Origin of the sequence: Limnochorda sp. LNt, assembly GCF_035593265.1 — a bacterium.
Taxonomy (GTDB): Bacteria; Bacillota; Limnochordia; order Limnochordales; family Geochordaceae; genus Geochorda; species Geochorda subterranea.
On record NZ_CP141614.1, the window covers coordinates 502,729 to 520,581 of the forward strand.

Consider the following 17,853-nt stretch of genomic DNA (forward strand, 5'->3'; position numbering starts at 1 on the left):
GAGCGATGGAGAGTGCCATCCTGGCCGCCTTGATGGACATGTTGAGCCCGTCGATACTGGGGGCCATCGTCGCCGGGGTGGTGGCGGGGTTCTTCGTCGGCCTCCTCCCGGGGTTGCAGGCCAACCTGGGCATTGCCCTGTTGCTGCCGGTCACGTTCGGGATGGAGCCGGCTGCCGGCCTGGCCATGCTGTGCGCCCTTTACACCTCGGCCATCTACGCGGGTTCCATACCGGCCATCCTGCTCAGGACCCCGGGCACGTCCGCGTCGGCTGCGACCGCCATCGACGGGTACGAGTTGACGGAGCAGGGGCGGGCCGTCACGGCGCTCCGGACCTCCACCATGGCGTCGGTGGCGGGGGGCTTCGTGAGCGGGGTGGCCCTGCTGCTGGTGGCACCGCCGCTGTCTCTGCTGTCGCTGCGGTTCGGCCCCCCGGAGTACTTCCTGCTGGCCCTCTTCGGGCTCACGTCGGTGGCCAGCGTCTCGTCGGGGTCGCTGTTGAAGGGGCTCATCGCGGCCACCGTGGGGCTGTTGCTGGGCACCGTCGGGATGGAGACCAGCAGCGGCTTCTCGCGGTTCACCTTCCGCATTCCCGAGCTGCAGTCGGGGATCTCCTTCGTGCCCGTCATGATCGGGCTCTTCGGGCTCTCCGAGGTGCTGGCCATGTCGAGGCGCTCCGCCGAGGAGGGGCGCCAGGTGGCTCGCGTCCTGGAGCGCTGGCGCTGGATGCCGACTCGCCAGGAGGTGAGTCGCCTCAAGGGAGCCATCTTGCGGTCCTCCCTCATCGGCACGCTTACCGGGATCCTGCCCGGCGCGGGCGCCGACATCGGCTCGTGGGTGGCCTACACCGTCGGACGGCGCCTCTCCCGGCATCCCGAGCGCTTCGGCAGGGGGTCGGAGGAGGCCGTGGCGTGCAGCGAGAGCGCCAACAACGCGGTCACCGGCGGGACATTGATCCCATTGCTCACCCTGGGCATCCCGGGAAGCGCCTCCGCGGCCGTCCTGCTGGGCGGGCTGATGATCCACGGCCTGACCCCCGGGCGTGAGCTGTTTACGCGGTACGCCGAGATGACCTACACGGTGATGTTCGCCTTCTTGGTGGCCAACCTGGTGATGGGTGCGATGGGGATGCTGGCGGCGCGCTACCTGGTCAACGTCACCCTGCTGCCGCGCTCGGTGCTGGCCCCCGTCGTCGCCGTGCTATGTGTGGTGGGGTCGTACTCGCTGGGCAACAACCTCTTCGACGTGTGGGTCATGACCCTCTCCGGCATCGCCGGCTACTTCATGAGGGTGCACGGGTACTCGGCGGCGGCCCTGGCCCTGGGTCTGATCCTGGGGCCCATGGCCGAGCGGGGCTTCCGGCAGTCCCTGACGCTGGCCCGGGGAGAGCTCCTGCCGTACATCCTTTCGCGACCGCTTTCCATGGTTCTCATAGGGCTCATCGTGGCTTTCCTCGTCATTCCCCTGATCCTGCACGGCAAGAAGGATGCCCCCGCGGACGTGGCCGTGCAGGGCGCACCCGGCGACACGCGATGACCGCCCGAATGGGGCACCCGCGGGGACGGGAGAGGAGGAGATGGCTTCCGCGGAGACGGGCACGGCGCAAGAGACCGCGACACGAGGTCCGGAAGGAGGCATGGCAATCGTGCAGCGCAGGCTGCTTCCCCTCATGCTGATGGTCTCGCTCGTGTCGATCGGGCTGGCCGGCGATGATGCGCTCCACGCGGCCGCCTATCCGACCAAGCCGATCACTCTCATCGTCGCCTACGGGGCGGGCGGCGGCACGGACGTGACGGCGAGGCTGCTGGCCAGCTCGCTCCAAAGAGCGCTCGGCCAGCCGGTCATCGTGACCAACGTCACCGGCGGGGGCGGCTGGCTCGGCTGGGGTCGGCTGGCCCAGTCCGCTCCGGATGGCTACACCATCGGCTACATCAACGTGCCCAACATGTTCGCCGGCTACCTGGATCCCCAGATCGGGCGCAAGGAGAGCCTGGAGAGCTTCGTCACCATCATGAACCACGTCACGGACCCCGGGGTCTGGATCGTCCGCCCGGACAGCCCGCTTCGTTCGGTCGGGGACGTCATCTCGTCGCTACGGCAGCGTCCGGGCGGACTGGTCATCGCCGCCCACGGCTACGGCGGGGACGACCACCTCGGCGTCCTGCAAGTCGAGAAGCGGTACGGGGTGCGGTTCAGCGTCATCCACAATGACAGCACGGCCGTGAGCATCTCGCAGCTCCTAGGGGGCCACGTCGACATCGTCGGGGCCAACGTGGGCGAGGTGACGAGCCTCATCCGACAGGGCGAGGTCAGAGCCTTGGGAGTCGCCTGGCGCGAGCGGTCGCCGTTCCTGCCGGACGTCCCGACGTTCAGGGAGCAGGGGTACGACGTCATCTACTTCGTCGGGCGAGGGATCGCGGCTCCTGCCGGCACGCCACCGGACATCGTGGGAGTCCTGACTGCCGCGCTGGAGCGGGCGGTCGCGGATCCCGAGCACCTCCGTCGTCTGGAGGAACTGGGCTTGCAGCTCGACACCATGCGAGGTGCCGAGTATCAGCGCTTCCTCAAGGAGAACGAGCAGATGGTCAAGGACCTGATGGGGTGGTGAGCCCCTCGGCGGGGGGCGGCGCGCAAAGGCCGCCCCCTTGCCGTGAGTACGACGCGGGGCCGCTGAGAAGGGAGCGAGGCTGGCGTGGAGGCGGCCGTCAACGTCGGGCTGGTGGCGGCGAGCATCGTGCTGTACCGGATCTCCCTCGGGTTTCCCCTGGGCTCGGGGATCTTCCCGAGAGTGTTGCTGTTGAGCCTGCTGCTGCTGTGCGGGGCCAACCTGGTGCGACTCGCGCGGAGCGGGCCGATGCGCAGGCGTACCGGACCGGCGCGCGGTCCCGTGTCCCCGGACCGGCTGACGCCCCTCGCCCAGTACCTGGCGATCGTCTTGTACGTCCTGGCCATCCACCGGCTGGGCTTCTTCACCAGCACGGCCGCCTTCGTGGTCAGCAGCATGGCCCTGCTGGGGGCGCGAGGGCGCTCGGCCTACGCGCTGACCACCCTGGCCCTCGTCGCTGCCCTCTACGTCATCTTCGTGCTGCAGTTCAGGGTGCCGCTGCCCCGAGGAGCTCTGCTGTAGGGCCCCTGGCAGGCATCAGCGCCGGGCCGCCAGGGCCTCGCGTGCCGCCACCAGCCGCTCCCAGCGCCCCGGATCCAGCGGCCGGTCGAAGCTGCGCAGCTCGGCCAGCCGGAAGCCGTGGCGGCGGGCCAGCTCCTGCATCCAGCGGATGGTCTCGATGGTGAGGTCGGCGCCCAGGCTCGTGTGCTGGTAGTGGTGCTCCAGCGCCAGCATGATGGTCTCCGACATGCAGGCGTAGGCCAGGCCGCGCTCGTAGCCGAAGTGCCAGCCGAAGTCGGGCCGCCCCGGCACCTCGATGACGCCGCCGTCGATGACCAGCACGTCGGGCCGCTCGGCGTCGACGCGGCGGCTGACGTTGGGCGGCCGCGACATGTCGCAGACCACGGCGCCGGGCGCCAGCATCTCGGGCGTGATGAACTCGTCGGCGGAGTTGGTGGCCACCACCACCAGTGGCGCCCGCCGCAGGGCCGAGGCGGCGTCGGTCGTCAGCGCCAGCGCCGGCGGCTCCCGCCCCGCCTCCAGGGCCGCCCGGCGCACCTCGTCGGCCACCTGCTCCAGCCTCGCCAGAGCCCTGGCCCCCGACCCCGGGTTGCCCACCAGGTCCAGGCCCCCCACATGGGGCGCCAGCAGCAGGGCGGTGGCCCTCCCGATGGAGCCGCCGGCTCCCACCACGGCGGCACGGCTGGCGGGCAGGTCGATGCCGACCCGCCGGGCCCCCTCGACCAGCGCCTCCATGGCGGCTGCCACGGTGTAACTGTTGCCCGTCGTCAGCGCTACCCCGAGGTCCGTCAGGTGCAGCCCGCCCCGCGAGGCGATGGCGGTGTAGGCGCCCAGCCCCACGATGCGGGCCCCCCGGTCACGCGCCAGCGCCACCGCCTGGCGGATCACCGCCAGGATCTCGTGGCGGCTCTGCGTGAGGATCTGCCGGGTCGTGCGGGGCACCACCACGAACTCCCCGTACGCCCGCCTCCCGGCCGCCGAGACCACCCGCGTGCGCCCGATGACGAAGGGCTCCAAGAGCTCGTTGAAGCGGTCGGCCAGGCGCTCCACCTCGTCGGGCGTGAGCCCCTCGAGGGCCACGTCGAACTCGGGATAGTTGCCCAGATCCAGCGGGTGCACCAGGAAGGCGAAGCGGCCCTCCTCGGCGTCGCCGTCGGGCTGCACCACCGTCGCACCCGCCCCCGCCGCCGCTCGCGCCGTGGCCGTGGTCGGGGCGGCAGCGGCCGCGGGCGCCTGCCGTTGGTGGCCGTCGCGGTTGGCCGGGGGTCGGCGTCGGCCACCAGGTGGCGTACCAGGGCGTCGGTGCGGCCTTGGGCCACCAGCGCCACGACCCGCTCGATGGACGCCAGCGCCTGGCGACACTGCTCCTCGCTCACGATGAGGGGCGGCTCGATGCGGATGACGCTCTGCCCGTTGAGGGTGGGGGCCACCCGCAGGCCCTCGACGTCCAGCAGGTAGCTGGCGATGACCGGCGTCAGCATCTCCTGCTCCGCCATCACCGGCAGCAGCGTACCCGGCCCGTACGCCGCGAAGGCCTCCCGGCCCACCCGGAAGTCGATGCCCAGCATCAGCCCCCGCCCCCGCACCTCCCCGATGACGTGGGGGTAGCGCCGGGCCAGCGCCTGGAGCCCCTCCATCAGCTGGCGGCCCCGCTCCTGGACGTGGCGCAGCAGGCTCCCGTCGTCACGCGTCAGCCACTCCAGCGCGGCCAGGCCCGCCCGGCAGGCGAGGGCCCCGCCCGCGAAGGTGGAGGAGTGCTTGAGCGCGAAGTCGTCGTTGTAGGCGACGTCGTTGGCCAGGCAGGCGCCGATGGGCACGAGCCCGCCACCGAGGGCCTTGGCCAGCGTCATGACGTCGGGCACGACGCCCTCCTCCTCGCAGGCGAAGAGCCGGCCCGTCCGCCCCAGGCCCGACTGGATCTCGTCGAGGATGAGCAACACGCCGTGACGGGCCGTCAGCTCCCGCGCTGCCCGCAGGTAGCCGGGAGGCGGCACCACGATGCCCCCCTCGCCTTGGATGGGCTCCAGGATGAGGGCGGCGTAGCGGCTGCCATCCTGCTCCAGCGCCTGCTCCAATGCCGCCACGTCGCCGTACGGCACGAAGTCGAACCCCTCCACCGGCGCCCCGAAGGGCGTCTGGTAGGCCGGTCGGCCCGTGGCCGACAGCGCCCCCAGGGTCTTGCCGTGAAAGCCGTTGTGAGCCGCCAGGATGCGGGGGCGCCCCGTGGCGGAGCGGCACATCTTGATGGCCGCCTCGACCGCCTCGGCGCCCGAGTTGGTGAAGGTGACGTACCGCAGCCCCCGCGGCGCGATCTGCACCAACCGCTCGGCCAGCTCGCCGGCCGCCTCCAGGTAGGAGGGCTGCACGAAGCTGGGCTCGCCACGAGCCTCCACGGCTCGCAGCGCCTCCCAGATGGGCGACGGGTTGTAGCCGAAGGGCAGGGCCCCGTAGTTGGCGATGAAGTCCAGGTAGCGGCGTCCCTGATGGTCCCAGAGCCACGCCCCCTCCCCGCGCACGAAGCGCCGGTCCATGCGCAGCCGCTCGAGCAGCTCTGCCAGCGGCGGGTTGACGAAGCGTGCGAAGGGATGCGACGGGGCCGATCCGATGCCCATGAGGTCCCTCCATGTCCGGGAGACGGTCTCCCTCGAATGCTGTGCGCAGTGTGTGCACAAACCTGTGCACACGTCACAGGGGCATTATAGCCCGGCGCCTCGGGCGGCGCAACGGCCTGCTTGCCCGGCGGGGCACGGCCGCGGTAACCTAGCCCCGAAACCATTGCGAAAGGCAGGGTCCTGCTTGCCGGGCAGCTTGCCCCACAACGAGGCGTGGCTGTGGATCCCGTTCGTCGTGATGGTGTCGGTGGCGCTGGCGGTCGACCTGGGCGTCTTCAACCGCAAGGCTCACGTGCCGTCCACGCGTGAGGCCGCGGCGTGGACGGCCGTCTGGATCTTGCTGGCCTTCATCTTCAACGGGCTGGTCTATCTGTGGGTGGGCTCGCAGAAGGCCCTGGAGTTCCTGGCCGGGTACCTGGTCGAGAAGTCGCTGAGCGTCGACAACCTCTTCGTCTTCCTGATGATCTTCAGCTACTTCTCGGTGCCGGCCCGGTTCCAGCACCGGGTGCTCTTCTGGGGCATCCTGGGCGCCGTCATCATCCGGGGCATCTTCGTGGCGGCAGGGGCGGCGCTGTTATCCTCCTTCCACTGGGTGGCCTACCTCTTCGGCGCCTTCCTGGTCTACACGGGCCTCAAGATGGCGTTGGGCAAGGAGCGGGCCGTCGAGCCCGAGCACAATCCCGTCTTCCGGTTCGTGCGGCGCTTCCTGCCGGTGGTCTCCGAGTATCGCGGACAAGCCTTCGTCGTACGGGAGGGCGGGCGCCGGCTGGCCACGCCGCTTCTGCTGGTGCTCATCTTCGTCGAGCTGACCGACGTCGTCTTCGCCATCGACTCGGTGCCGGCCGTCTTCGGCATCACCTCGGATCCCTTCATCGTCTACACGTCCAACATCTTCGCCATCCTGGGCCTGCGGGCGCTCTACTTCCTGCTGGCCGGGATCATGCCCATGTTCAGGTACCTCAAGTACGCGCTCTCCCTGATCCTGGCGTTCGTAGGCGGCAAGATGCTCGCGGCCGACGTGGTGCACGTGCCCATCACCGTGTCGCTGGGCGTCATCTTCGGCCTGCTGGCGGCGGCGGTCCTGGCCTCGGTGGTGGTGCCGGCACCCCAGCCCGAGGCCGAGGCCCGGGAGCAGGCCAAGACCGCCTGACGCTGCACCACCTGACGCTGCACCACGCTCATCGGGGCCGGCCGTCCCGGGGGCGATGCCCCGGCAGCCGGTCCCCGTACGGCATCGGGATGTACTGGACGGTCGGCCGGCGCTGGGCCGGCTGCGGGAAGAGGTCCATCAGCTCGTACACCTCGGGCGGCATGTCGTCGGAGACGGGCAGGCCGAGCTCCTTGGCCTGCTCGTATGTGATAGGGTAGTCGTGCGTCCACCGTCCGCTCCCCAGGGCGTCGGCCAGGCGCTCGGCCTTGTCGGGGGGCATCCCGTTGGCCGTGGTGAGGCGGATGATGAGATCGCGCACCTGGGCCAGCGCTTTGCGAGCGGTCTGCGCCAGGATGAGGGTCTGATCGTCGATCTCGCTGGGCGGCTTCATCTCCACCACCTTGAGGATGTCGGCGGCGGCGAAGCTGCCGATCTGGGGGTCGACGGGGCCCAGCACGGCGTTGGGATCCATCACCACCTCGTCGGCCGCCAGGGCCAGCAGGGTGCCGCCCGACATGGCATAGTGGGGGATGAAGACCGTCACCTTGCCCTCCCGGTTGACCAGGGCGTGCGCGATCTGCTCGGTGGCCAGCACCAGCCCCCCGGGCGTGTGGAGGATGAGGTCGATGGGCATGTCGGGTGGCGTCAGCTTGATGGCCCGCAGGATCTGCTCGGAGTCGTTGATGTCGATGTAGCGAGCCAGCGGGATGCCCAGCAGCGCCACCTGCTCCTGGCGGTGGATCAGGGTGATGACCCGGCTGTGACGGCGGGCCTCCAGCCGCCGGATGGCCCGGATGCGATGCGCCTCGAGTTGACGCTGGCGCCAGACCGGCGAGAGGGATGAGATGAGCAAGAAGATCCAAAACAGATCGAAGAGTCCGAAGGTCATGGGGACAACCCCTTTCGTCGCCCCGATGGCCGACCCTGGCCGCTGCGGCCGAGTCGTGGGGCACATTTCGGGGCGGACGGGGCCGCCGCCTGCCTCGTCGACGCCCGAGGGGCGGATGCGGCGTGGCTGATGCAGGCGATCGCCCCGCCTCCGTCGCCGAGCGGCTCCGTCGGCGCCTCAAGGAGGCGGGTCCCGGCGGGCCACCGCTGACGCTGGGCGAGGTGGTGGATCTGTCGCGCGAGCATGGCTTCGGCCTTCTCTTCGCGGCGCTGGCGCTGCCGACCCTGGTGCCCGTCCTGCCCCCGGGCACGGCCGCCTTCATCGGGCTGCTGTTCGCGGGGCTGGGGCTGCAGCGGGTCTTCGGCCTGCAGCACCCGTGGCTGCCCGCCCGGCTGCGCCGGCTCACGCTGAGCCCGCAGGCGGCGCGCTTCATGGACGAGCGGGTCATCCCTATCCTGGCCCGCTTCGAGCGCTCGTCGCGCGGGCGGTTGGGGCTGGTGGCGACGGAGCCGCTGTTTCGGGCCGCGGCGCTGTCGGTGACCCTGCTGGGGCTGCTGATGGTGACGCCGCTGCCCTTCTTCAACACGCTGCCGGCGCTGCTGGTGCTCATGGTGGGCATCGGCTTCCTGCGCCGGGATGGGGTCTACATCCTGCTGGGGATGGCGGTCGGCTACCTGCTGGTGGCTGTCGTCGTCGGACTGCTGGCGGCGGGGTTGCTGGCCATCTCGTCAACGCCGTGGCGATAGGGGAGGGGGCTCGACCGGCGTGGCTTCGTATCCCGTCGTGGTGCTGGAGGGCGACGAGACGGGCCAGGAGCTCCTGGTGGAGGCGCTGCGCGTGCTGCACCCGTCCGTCATCGGGCTGCCTCTGGAGTTTCACACCTTCGACCTGAGCCTGGCGAACCGCCGCCGCACCCGCAACCAGGTGGTGCTGGAGGCGGCCCAGGCCATGGTGCAGGCGGGCCTGGGGCTCAAGGCGGCCACCATCACCCCCGAGGGCAAGGACGACGTGGGCAGTCCCAATGCCATCCTGCGGGCCGCCATCGATGGCACCGTCATCGTGCGCACCGGCCGGGTGATCCCCGGTGTGCGGCCCATCGCGGGGGTCAACGCGCCCATCAGCGTCATCCGCATGGCGGTGGGCGACGCCTACGGCGCGCGGGAGTGGCGGGAGTCGTCGGGCGGCGACGAGGTGGCCTTCCGCACCGAGACCATCAGCCGGCGGGTCTGCCGGGCCGTGGCGGAGTTCGCCTTCCTGCAGGCCCGGCGGCTGGGCGGCAAGGTCTTCGGCGGCCCCAAGTACACGGTGAGCCCCATCTACGAGGGCATGCTCAAGGAGGAGATGGATGCCGCCGCGGCGCGCCACCCCGACGTGCCCTACGATCCGCAGCTCATCGACGCCACCTACGCGCTGCTGCTCTCCCACACGGGCGAGCCGCTGGTCATCCCTGCCCTCAACCGCGACGGCGACTGCCTCAGCGACCTGGTGCTGCAGATGTTCGGCACCATCGCCGGATCGGAGTCGCTGCTGCTGTCGATGGACGACCGCCTGCAGGTCAAGTGCGTCATGGCCGAGGCTCCCCACGGCACGGCCCCTCGGCTCAAGGGCAAGAACGTCGCCAACCCGCTGGCCATGATCCTGGCGGGAGCGGCGCTCCTGGCCCACCTGCCGGGGGGCGCGGGGCAGCGGGCCTCCCGGGCCATCTACGAGGGCGCGCTCGAGACCATCCGCGCCGGCATCCGCACCGTGGATTTGGGCGGCCAGGCCAGCACCACCGAGTTTACCGACGCGGTCATCGACCGGGTCCGTGCCAAGCTGGAGGTGTGGGAGTCGCTCCGCATCTGAGCGACCGCGGCGCGAGGAGACGGCCCCGGCGCTGTGGTATGTACCACTCTAGGGGGCGCCCGGCGGCCCGGGGCGCCCCCAAAGCCGGATGGGAGCGTTGCCTCATGGGATACTCGGCCATCGACCCCGAGCAGCTGCGCCAGTGGCTGCAGGTGCCCGTGGAGGAGCTGGAGCGCCATCCCCAGGCGCGGATCCGCCTCCGGATCCTCCCTACGCCGCAGGACGTCCACCGGCACTTCGCCCAGAGCATCTTCGAGGAGATCGAGCAAAACAACCGCCTGGGGCGACCCACCCGCCTCATCGTCCCTTGCGGGCCCCGGGAGCCGTTCCCCATCCTGGCGCGGATGGTCAACGAGCACCGGCTCAGCCTGCGGCACGTCCACCTCTTCCACATGGACGAGCATCTCGACTGGCAGGGACGGCCCGTCCCCCTCGACAGCCCGTGGAGCTTCGAGGGCTGGTGGCGGCGCCACTTCTACGAGGTCGTCGACCCCGAGCTCAACGTGCCGCCGTCGCAGCGCCACTTCCCGTCTCCCTTCGACCCCGACGCCATGGCCCGGGCCATGGAGGCGGCGGGCGGCGTCGACACCGCCTACGGCGGCATCGGCTTCCACGGGCACATCGCCTACAACGAGCCGCCGCTGGCCATGTGGCCGGTGGTGACCAAGGAGATGTTTCGCCGGTCCACCACCCGGGTGGTGACGCTCAACCCCGACACCATCATCTCCATGGCCCAGCGCGAGGCGGGGGGCGCGGTGCACCTGGTGCCCACCATGGCCGTCACCATCGGGATGCGCGAGATCCTGGGCGCCCGTCGCATCCGCCTCTACAGCACGACGGGCGCGTGGAAGCAGGCCGCGCTGCGCATCGCCCTCTTCGGGCCCGTCACGGTGGAGTATCCCGTCACGTTCCTGCAGGAGCACCCCGACGCCATGATCATCGTCGACCGGGGCACGGCGTCGGCGCCCTCGGGCCTCGCGGACGGCCCCTCGGAGAGCCGCTAGCGCCTCAGGGGCGGGCCCCGTCCGTCTCCGGGCCCTGGCCGTCGGCCGCAGGGCCCGGTGCGGCGCCGGAGGCTCGCAGGCCGTGGAGCACCAGGCTGGCGAAGGCGTCGGCGATGGCCTCGGCCGATGCCGGGCCATCGGGGCGGTACCACCGGTGCATCCAGTTGCACATCCCCAGGATGGCGAAGGTGGCCAGCGAGGGGTCCAGATCTCCCCGCAGCTGGCCGTCGGCGGCCCCTCGGCGCAGCAGGTCCAGCCATAGCTGGCGGTAGCGGCGGTGCAGCGCCATGATGCGCGATCGGTAGGGCTCGCCCAGGAAGTCGAAGCGCTCCTGCGCGATGACCGCGAGCGTGGGATAGTACTCGGCCGACATGACGACGTGCCGGCGGATGGCCTGCCGCACCGCCTCCGTGGCCGGCAGCTCGGAGCGGCCCACCGACTCCAGGGCGTCCACCAGCTTCTGCAGCGGCGTCAGGATCACCTCGAAGAGCAGCTCGTCCTTGCTCTGGAAGTAGTAGTAGAGGCTGCCCTTGAGCATGCCCACGGCCGAGGCGATCTCCGCCATCGACGCCCGGTGGTAGCCCTGCTCGTTGAAGATCCGGGCGGCCGCCTCGACGATCTGCTGACGCCGCTCCTTCGCCATGCGCCGCTCACCCGGCCCGATCATTCGCCTCGCCGGCCGCCGTCGCCTACCGACCGTCGGGTCGAGGCGCCAGGAACGGCCCGAGAGCGGGTGGAAAGAGCAGGACGAGTGTCCAACTCTGGGCGGACTCGGTCGGAGGGGGCCGGAGCGGTTGCAAGCAGGCGGCTCTGGTCAGACGCCCGTCGTCGAGGCGCTGGCCCGCTGGTGCCGCGAGCGGTGGCTGGAGCCCGTCACCGTCGTGGCGCCGTCGTGGGAGGCGGGCATGCAGCTGGCGCGGCGGGTCGCCGAGCGTCTCGAGGGCCGCGCCTGTCTGGGGCTGCAGGCCGTCCCCATCGAGGCGCTGGTGGAGCGGCTCGGCGGACCCGCCCTGGCCGAGGCCGGCGTGCGCCGGCTGCCGCCCTGGGGTCTGGAGTGGCTGGCGCAACGTGCGGCATGCTCGGTGGAGGGCTACTACGCCGGGGTGGCGGAGCGCCCCGGCTTCGCACGGGCGCTGGCCCTGACCGTGGCGTGGCTGCGCCAGCACGGCGTCGGACCGGATCGGCTCGAGCGGGTCGCCTCGGCGTCGGAGCCCTCCGAGAGGGAGCGGCTGCGTGCCCTGGCCCGCATCTACCGCCTGGTGAACGAGAGCCTCGTCCCGGCGGGACCGTGGCGGTCGGACGGCGCCTGGGCCGACGGGGCGGCCGTCTGGTGGGCCGCCATCCGGGAGGCCCGGGAGGGGCGCGGACCCCAGCGGCTGGGTGGCTCCACGGTGGTGCTGTGGCTGCCGCCGGAGCCCTTGGCTCCCCAGCACCTGTGGTACCGGCTCGAGGAGGCCCTGGCCCACGAGGGGGCGGGCCTGCAGCTGGTGCGCCACCTGCTCGATCCCGAGCCGTTGCATCCCCGTGCGGGCGACGTGAGGCTGGTGGCGGCCCCCGACGAGGTGCGGGAGGCAGAGCTGGCGGTGGGGGCGCTGCTGGAGGCGGCCCGCGAGGGGGTCCCCTTCTGGCGCATGGCGGTCGTCGTGCGGGCCGACGCCGGTGCGTGGCGCCTGGTGGCCGACGCGGCCCGGCGGGCGGGCCTGCGCCGTACGTGCCGGGTGCGCGGCGCCGGTCGACTCGCCTACGGCCGGGCCCTGGTGCGATGGCTCGGGCTGCTGGAGGACGAGCTGCCGCCCGCGGCCGCCATGGCCTGGCTGGCTGAGGCGCCGGTGCAGCCGGAGCTCCTGGGCGTCCAGGCGGGCGCTGGCAGCCCGGCGCCTGGGAGGGGCTGGCCATGCGGGCGGGCCTGGTGAGCGGCCTGGCGGCGTGGGAGGAGCGCCTGCAGGCCGCCGGCGAAGCGGTCGGGGACGATCCCCGCTGGCCGGACCTGGAGCGCGCCGCGCGGGCCCTGCTCCAGCGAGCCCGTCTCTTTCCCGATGCCGGTGACTGGCGGGAGATGATCCGGGCGTGCCGGGCCTTCGTGGAGCGGACGATGACCCCCGACCCCGAGCGCGAGGCCCTGCTCGAGCAGCTCGAGCGGCTCCAGCGCCTGGACGAGGTGGCCCCCGGAGGGCCGGTCTCCCGGTTGCGCCTGCGCCAGGCGGTGGAGGCGGTGCTCTCCGCTCCGTCGGGCTCCGAGGGCCGGTTCGAGCAGGGGGGGCCGGCCATCCTGACGGGCCCGCAGGCGATGGGGTGCAGCTTCGACACGGTGGTGATGGTGGGGCTCAACGACCCGGGGTGGCCGGCGCGCCACGGGGCCACCGCGGGGCCGCTCCTCGGCGAGTCGGACGTGGAGCGGCTCGGGCTGGCGGGAGCCGGCCCCGCGGCGCATGGGAGGCCCGGCGGAGTGGCGGCTCTTCGCTGCCGCCGTGGCCTCCGCGGAGCGGCGGCTGGTGGCCAGCCGGGCGCGGGCCGAGGCGCTGACGGGGCGCTCCCGGGTCGACTCGCCCTACCTGGCCCCGCTGCGAGCGCGGGCGTCGGCCTGCGACAGCCGGCCCCACGGGCGGATGCGGGAGATCCTGGATGCCGCCGCCTTCGACGTGCACCTGGCGCGCCGTCGTCGGCGCGACGCCGAGCCCTACCTGGCCCGGCGCTATCCGCTGGCCGCGCGGGGGGCCATGGCCCGGCGGGCGCGTTGGAGCCGTCGCCTCACGGCCTGGGACGGCCTGGTCGGTGCCGACGGGCCGCCGCCGGCCACGCTCGTCATCTCCCCCACGGCCCTCGAGCAGTACGCGCGCTGCCCGCGGCGGTTCTTCTTCGAGCGCCGGCTCGGGGTGATGCCCCCGGAGGACCCCGAGGCCTCCGAAGGCTTGCAGGGACGGCCGCTGGGGAGCGTCGCCCACCGCGCCCTGGAGCTCTTCTTCGCCCGCTGGATCCAGGAGTGGACGGCCGGGGTCCTGCCCCAGGGGCGCCCCGCTGAGTGGCAGCGATGGCTCGACGACGCCGTCGCTCAGGCGGCGCGCGAGCAGGCGGCGGCCGTGGCCTCCGTGCCCGGGCTCGCCCGGCTGCAGCAAGAGGCGGTGGCCGACGCGCTGCGGCAGTTCCTGACGGCCGAGACCGAGCGCCTGGAGCAGGAGGGCTGGCGCCCCGAGGCCCTGGAGCGGTCGGTGGAGGCGGAGCTGGCCGTCGGCGAGGGGTTGGTGGTGCGCCTGCCCAACCGGCTCGACCGGGTGGATCTGCGGCGCGATCCCGGGACCGGCCGGCCCGTGGCGGCCCGTGTCGTCGACTACAAGACCTCCAGGGCGGCTCCCGACCCCACCCACCTGGAGGGCGGCACCTCGCTGCAGCTGCCCCTCTACCTGCTGGCGGTCGCCCGGTACGCGTCGCTGCCGGTGGATTGCTGCGAGGCCGAGCGGGTGGCCTTGCGGGAGGACGGCTGGACCGACCGGGCGACCCTGCCCGGCATCCACTGGCAGGCGATGGAGCCGTCGTTGCGGCTGGCGGTGGGGGAGCTGGCACGGCTCATCGTGCAGGGGAGCTTCCCCGGTGCACCCGTCACGGCGCGGGAGTGCGACAACTGCCCGTTTCGGGTGGTCTGCGGCCCCGAGGCGTGGCGGCAGGCCCGCCGCAAGGCCGGTGAGCCGTCGTTGCAGGCGCTCGCGAAGGTGAGGGAGCAGGCCAGGTGAAGCCGACCGACGTGGCGCGTCCCGTCGTCGACGCCGAGGCCCGGGAGCGGGTGGTCCGGGAGCTGGACCGCTCCTTCTGCGTGGAGGCCGCTGCCGGCACCGGCAAGACCACGCTGCTGGTGCAGCGCATCCTGCGGCTGCTTGAGCAGGGGCTTCGGCCGTCCCAGCTGGCAGCCATCACCTTCACCGAGCTGGCGGCGGCCGAGCTCAAGGGCCGCATCCGCGAACAGCTGGCCGCCAGCCAGCACCCCGCGCACCGCCGCGCCCTGGAGGAGATCGAGGCCGCCCAGATCTCGACCATCCACGCCATGGCGCTGGCCATCCTCAAGGAGCGGCCCATCGAGGCGGGACTCGACCCGGGCTTCGAGACGGTCGACGAGGCGGGCTCGGACGACCTCTTCGACCGCCTCTGGCGTCGGTGGCTGGCAGCCCAAGCCGGCGACGGCGTCGTCGACGGGCCGGGCGCCGGGGCCTTGCGTCTGGCCCTCAAGGCCGGCCTGCGGGTGAGCCACCTGCGCGCGGCGGCCCGTGCCCTCTACGAGCAGCGAGACGTGGCGCTGGAGGACCGCGACGCCCCCGCCCGGGCCGATGAGGCCGAGCAGCGGGTGCGGGAGCTGGTGGCGCAGGCGGCGGGACGGATCCCCGAGCTCTTGGAGGCGCTGGGGGCCACGCTGCGGGACGGGTGCCGGGACCGGAGCGACCGTCTGGCCCAGGCCATCGACCAGGTCCAGGCGACGCTCTCGGCCCATCCCCTCCCGGCCGGGCCCGAGGCCGGTCCGGGCGAGGTCGTGGCCTGGTGGCGGCGCGCGAGCGGACAGGCCCGGCCCCTCGAGACGGCCTCGTTCGCCAGGGTGGGCGCGGCCTCCCACTGGCGGGACCCGGCCCGGCTCGCCGAGGCCCGGGACCGGATGGGCCAACTGGTCCGGATGCTGCAGGAGCTGGGGGAGGCCGCCGGTCAGGCCGTCGCGCAGCGACTGGCCGCGTGGCTGCGGGAGTTCGTGGCATGGGCTCAGCAGGAGAAGCGCCGCCTGGGGCTGGCGGACTTCCTCGACCAGCTCTTGTGGTGCCGGGACCTGCTCCGGGATCACCTGGAGGTGCGACGCCACTTCCAGCGACGCTTCCAGGCCGTCCTGGTGGACGAGTTCCAGGATACCGATCCGCTGCAGGCCGAGATCGTCTTCTTCCTCACGGAGCGGGAGCCGGCAGCTCGCGACTGGCGGGACGTCACCCTGGGAGACGGCCGGCTCTTCGTGGTGGGGGACCCCAAGCAGTCCATCTACCGCTTCCGGCGGGCCGACGTGGAGATGTACCGGGAGGCGGCCGCCCGCATCGAGCAGCAGGGACGGCGGGAGTCCATCCGCCAGAACTTCCGCACGCTGAGCCCCATCACCCGTGCCGTCAACGCGCTCTTCGAGCCGTGGATGACGGGGCCTCACCAGCCGTCCTACGTCGCCCTGGAGGCGTATCGCCCGGACCCCGGGCCCCCGCCTGACCCCGACGCGCTGGCGCCGGGTGCCTACCGCCTGGAGGTGAGGGGCGAGCCGCTGGAGGCCGATCCCGAGACGCCCGCGGGCCGGGTCAGCGCCGACCAGCTGCGGGAGGCGGAGGCCCGCACCGTGGCACGGGCGCTGGCGTCTCTCGTCGGCGGGGGCCGTCTGGTGGTGGAGGAGAGAGGCACGTGGCGCCGGGCGACGTGGCGAGACTGCGTGGTGCTGATGCCGGCCTTCACCGGCATCGAAGCCTACGAGCAGGCGCTGCAGGAGGCCGGGGTGCCCTACCGGGTGGTGGGGGGCCGCCTCTTCTACCACCGGGCCGAGGTGCGGGAGGTCATCCTCCTGCTGCAGGCGGTGCGCAACCCCTCCGACGAGCGAGCCGTGCTGGGGGCGCTGCGCTCCGGCTTCTTCGGCATCAGCGATGCGGAGCTGTGGCACTACGGCCGGCACGCAGGGCGGCTGGACGCCGCCGAGCGAGCTCCCGACGAGGCGGCCCGAGCGGCTCCCGCTGTCGTCGAGGCGATGGCACGGATCCGGGAGTGGCACGAGGCCTGCCGGGCCATGCGGCCGGTGCAGGCCCTGCGGCGTCTCCTCGCCGACAGCGGCTACGTGGCCTACCTGCAGCTGGAGCGGGGTGGTGCCCGTGCGGCCGCCAACGTGGAGAAGCTCCTGGCGCAGGCCGCGGCCTTGGAGCAGCAAGGGGCGTCGAGCTTCGGCGCCTTCGTGGACTGGCTGAGCCGGCGCGGGCCGGGCGGTAGCGCGCCGGCCGAGGAGGAGGACTCGCCCCTGGCCGACGAGGAGGAGGACGCCGTCCGACTCATGACCGTCCACAAGGCCAAGGGGCTCGAGTTTCCCGTGGTGCTGGTGGCCAACATGGGTGCGCCGCGCCACGACCCCGGGCCGGCGCTGGTGGACCGCACCCGGGGACGGGTGGAGTTGCGGCTCGGGACCGGCGACGTCCGGGTGCGGACGCCCGGCTTCGCCGAGGCGGCCCAACTGGAGCGGATGCGGCTGGAGGCCGAGCGGGTCCGCCTCTTCTACGTGGCCCTCACCCGGGCCCGCGATTACCTGCTGGTGTCGGGAGCCCGGCATGCGGGCGGCTTCTGGGACGCGCGGGAGCAAGCCTCGGGGGCCGAGGTGGCCGACGCCCTGATGCCCCTGAGAGTGGATGCCTCACCGGGTGACGCCGCCGACGAAGCGGCTGCCGCCGAGGAGGAGGGGGTGCCCGCCGCCCCGGGCGACGGTCAGGCGCCGCCGGGGGAGAGCCCCGCCGCCGAGGAGGAGGCTCGTCGCTGGCACGAGCAGCGTCAGGCCCTGCTGGATGCGGCGAGCCGCGGGCTCGTGGTGGTGCCCGCCCGGCGAGCGGCTGGCGCCGGCCGCGGCGAGCATGGGCCCGACGGGACGGCCGGCCCCGGATCGCTGACGATGGCGGAGGACGAGGGCGACGTCGAGACGGGCCACGACGGCACCCGCGTGGGACAGGCCTTCCACGCCGTCATGGAGCAGCTCGCCCGGCGCGGCTTCGACATGGAGGAGCCGGCACGCACCCGGCTGGTGCAGGCGGTGGCCGCCGCGACAGGGCTGCCCGAGGCCGAGCGCGACGCGATCGCCGCCTGGGTGCGCCTCGCCTGCGAGGGGCCGCTGGCGGCTCGGGTACGCCGGGCCGTGCGCCGGCTCGCCGAGGTGCCCGTCGTCTACGCCCGTGCCTCGGGCGAGCTCGTAGAGGGGCGAATGGACCTGCTGCTGCAGGAGCCGGAGGGCGAGCTGGTGGTCGTCGACTACAAGACGGACCCCGGCCCCCCCGATCGGCTGGCCGCCACGTACGCGGGGCAGGCCGCGTCCTACGCCGAGGCGGTGGCGAGGGCGGCCCCCCGCGTCCGGGTCCGCGTCCTCCTCTACGCCGCGCGCGCCGGGGAGCTGGTGGAGGCCGCCATCCGCGAGCCGGGGCGTCCGGCTGCAGGGGAAGGGGGCCCGCAGGGCCCGACCGAATAGGCTCCAGTGGGGAAGGG

The 17,853-nt window shown here is 72.8% G+C and carries 13 protein-coding genes; 10 read left to right on the top strand and 3 right to left on the bottom strand.

Going from position 1 to position 17,853, the window contains the following annotated elements; genetic code table 11:
* Window positions 1-5 precede the first annotated feature (5 nt).
* The 3 genes from VLY81_RS02365 (at window position 6) to VLY81_RS02375 (ending at window position 3,126) form a co-directional block, all read left to right on the top strand.
* Window positions 6-1,535: a tripartite tricarboxylate transporter permease gene (locus tag VLY81_RS02365; RefSeq protein WP_324669429.1), complete on the top strand. Its 1,530-nt coding sequence runs from the start codon at window positions 6-8 to the stop codon at window positions 1,533-1,535.
* Window positions 1,536-1,644: 109 nt separating this feature from the next.
* Window positions 1,645-2,607: a Bug family tripartite tricarboxylate transporter substrate binding protein gene (locus tag VLY81_RS02370; protein ID WP_324669430.1), complete on the top strand. Its 963-nt coding sequence runs from the start codon at window positions 1,645-1,647 to the stop codon at window positions 2,605-2,607.
* An 84-nt stretch (window positions 2,608-2,691) separates the two neighbouring features.
* A complete protein-coding gene (locus VLY81_RS02375) occupies window positions 2,692-3,126 on the top strand; it encodes a tripartite tricarboxylate transporter TctB family protein (RefSeq protein ID WP_324669431.1) in 435 nt (144 codons plus the stop codon).
* A gap of 884 nt (window positions 3,127-4,010) precedes the next feature.
* Here the strand turns inward: VLY81_RS02375 and VLY81_RS02380 are convergent.
* The gene (locus tag VLY81_RS02380; RefSeq protein ID WP_324669432.1) at window positions 4,011-5,738 is read right to left on the bottom strand and encodes an aspartate aminotransferase family protein; all 1,728 of its coding nucleotides are present in this window, start codon (window positions 5,736-5,738) and stop codon (window positions 4,011-4,013) included.
* Between the two features lie 184 nt (window positions 5,739-5,922).
* On the opposite strand from VLY81_RS02380, the gene VLY81_RS02385 reads away from it, so the two are divergent.
* Window positions 5,923-6,888, top strand: coding sequence for a TerC family protein (locus tag VLY81_RS02385; protein ID WP_324669433.1), 966 nt, complete (start codon window positions 5,923-5,925; stop codon window positions 6,886-6,888).
* 28 nt (window positions 6,889-6,916) lie between these two features.
* Here VLY81_RS02385 and VLY81_RS02390 read toward each other — a convergent pair whose 3' ends face one another.
* Entirely contained in the window at window positions 6,917-7,777 is an 861-nt protein-coding gene (locus VLY81_RS02390) for an SDH family Clp fold serine proteinase (protein ID WP_324669434.1), read from the bottom strand.
* Window positions 7,778-7,899: 122 nt separating this feature from the next.
* On the opposite strand from VLY81_RS02390, the gene VLY81_RS02395 reads away from it, so the two are divergent.
* From VLY81_RS02395 to VLY81_RS02405, 3 genes are all read left to right on the top strand, one after another.
* Window positions 7,900-8,523 carry an exopolysaccharide biosynthesis protein gene (locus VLY81_RS02395; RefSeq protein WP_324669435.1) on the top strand — a complete coding sequence of 208 codons (624 nt, stop codon included), beginning with the start codon at window positions 7,900-7,902 and terminating at the stop codon, window positions 8,521-8,523.
* A gap of 19 nt (window positions 8,524-8,542) precedes the next feature.
* Window positions 8,543-9,622, top strand: coding sequence for an isocitrate/isopropylmalate family dehydrogenase (locus VLY81_RS02400; RefSeq protein WP_324669436.1), 1,080 nt, complete (start codon window positions 8,543-8,545; stop codon window positions 9,620-9,622).
* Between the two features lie 104 nt (window positions 9,623-9,726).
* Entirely contained in the window at window positions 9,727-10,626 is a 900-nt protein-coding gene (locus VLY81_RS02405) for a sugar phosphate isomerase family (RefSeq protein ID WP_324669437.1), read from the top strand.
* 4 nt (window positions 10,627-10,630) lie between these two features.
* On the opposite strand, the gene VLY81_RS02410 is transcribed toward VLY81_RS02405, so the two are convergent.
* A complete protein-coding gene (locus VLY81_RS02410) occupies window positions 10,631-11,269 on the bottom strand; it encodes a TetR/AcrR family transcriptional regulator (RefSeq protein WP_324669438.1) in 639 nt (212 codons plus the stop codon).
* Window positions 11,270-11,420: 151 nt separating this feature from the next.
* Here VLY81_RS02410 and VLY81_RS02415 point away from each other — a divergent pair, with 151 nt between their 5' ends.
* From VLY81_RS02415 to VLY81_RS02425, 3 genes are all read left to right on the top strand, one after another.
* Window positions 11,421-12,539 carry a PD-(D/E)XK nuclease family protein gene (locus VLY81_RS02415; protein WP_324669439.1) on the top strand — a complete coding sequence of 373 codons (1,119 nt, stop codon included), beginning with the start codon at window positions 11,421-11,423 and terminating at the stop codon, window positions 12,537-12,539.
* A 516-nt stretch (window positions 12,540-13,055) separates the two neighbouring features.
* Window positions 13,056-14,351 carry a PD-(D/E)XK nuclease family protein gene (locus VLY81_RS02420; RefSeq protein WP_324669440.1) on the top strand — a complete coding sequence of 432 codons (1,296 nt, stop codon included), beginning with the start codon at window positions 13,056-13,058 and terminating at the stop codon, window positions 14,349-14,351.
* A complete protein-coding gene (locus VLY81_RS02425) occupies window positions 14,348-17,836 on the top strand; it encodes a UvrD-helicase domain-containing protein (RefSeq protein WP_324669441.1) in 3,489 nt (1,162 codons plus the stop codon). Before VLY81_RS02420 ends, VLY81_RS02425 begins: the two co-directional genes overlap by 4 nt.
* Window positions 17,837-17,853 lie beyond the last annotated feature (17 nt).